Source organism: Flavicella sediminum, from assembly GCF_006381105.1.
GTDB classification, from domain to species: domain Bacteria; phylum Bacteroidota; class Bacteroidia; order Flavobacteriales; family Flavobacteriaceae; genus Flavicella; species Flavicella sediminum.
The window spans coordinates 1-983 of the sequence record NZ_VDET01000065.1 but is presented as its reverse complement, the minus strand read 5'-3'; the positions used below and the strand labels follow the sequence as shown (position 1 = coordinate 983).

1 protein-coding gene is annotated in these 983 nt (G+C 27.8%); it reads right to left on the bottom strand.

What is annotated here, in order from left to right:
• Nucleotides 1–235 precede the first annotated feature (235 nt).
• Nucleotides 236–847, bottom strand: a complete 612-nt coding sequence (locus FGM02_RS17920) for a hypothetical protein (protein ID WP_139960008.1) — start codon at nucleotides 845–847, stop codon at nucleotides 236–238.
• Nucleotides 848–983: the final 136 nt, after the last annotated feature.

Sequence of the window (983 nt, the reverse complement as noted above, 5' to 3'; positions counted from 1 at the left end):
TAATACTGTGTGGATTTCCGCTTGGAAATCCCCCCGTTTTGCCTAACTGTTTTGTATAAAGTTAGTGTGGGAGTTGATAATCTTAAGATTCTCAGCCCCGGACTAAACTTTTACTTATTTTGTGTTTTTATCTTAGTCGACCTAAAAATACTTAAATAAGTATAAGTGACACAATAAAAAGACACAGAACTTTGGGCAAACTATAAAAACCCACATTAACTTTATGCGGTGTTGGCTACTTTACTTTTTTCAACTCAAGATTTTTATTAAATAACGAAATCGTTGATATTTCAAGTTTATCATTTAACTCATTCCTTATTACAAATGTATTTAATGGTTTATCAATTAATATAATATCATAACCTCTTTCTCGAACTCGTTTGTATGAAATTAAATTTTTCCCCTTTGAGTTTGAGTATTCCATTCTACAATTTTTTAAGAATTTTAATGTATCTATATGATTGTTAGTTTTTAACGTGAATGTTCTGTTAGTAAGAATAATTTTATTTTCTGATTTTACTTTCAGAGAATCGTTTAGGTGTTTATAAGTGTTTGAATAGTTATTATCTTCAATCACTATACTATCCTTGCTAATATATTTAAGTTTACTAAATGAAGTTTTCGTAAAACGATGTGAAATTGAATTTCTCTTGTTTAATCTAAATATTTTATATCTACTAGCTTGAATTCTTATTAAATGAGATGATAAAATATCTGTTTTTTTTAAAGGGTGATTATCGATCTCTTTAGATCTAATATTAATCCAGTATCCGTTTAAACTCAATGAGGTTGAGCAAGAAATGTTTATGGTTGTAAAGGCAATTATTAAAACAAGTATTTTTTTCATATCGTATTGTTGACAACGGTTTTGTATAAAGTTAGTGTGGGAGTTGATAATCGCGAGATTTTCAGCCTTACACTAAGCTTTTACTTATTTTGTGTTGTTATCTTAGTCGACCTAAAAATAGATAAATAAGTAGAAG

Bases quoted from the DNA above. Each gene is read 5' to 3' on its own strand.
- FGM02_RS17920 (WP_139960008.1), bottom strand. From the start codon at position 847: ATGAAAAAAATACTTGTTTTAATAATTGCCTTTACAACCATAAACATT.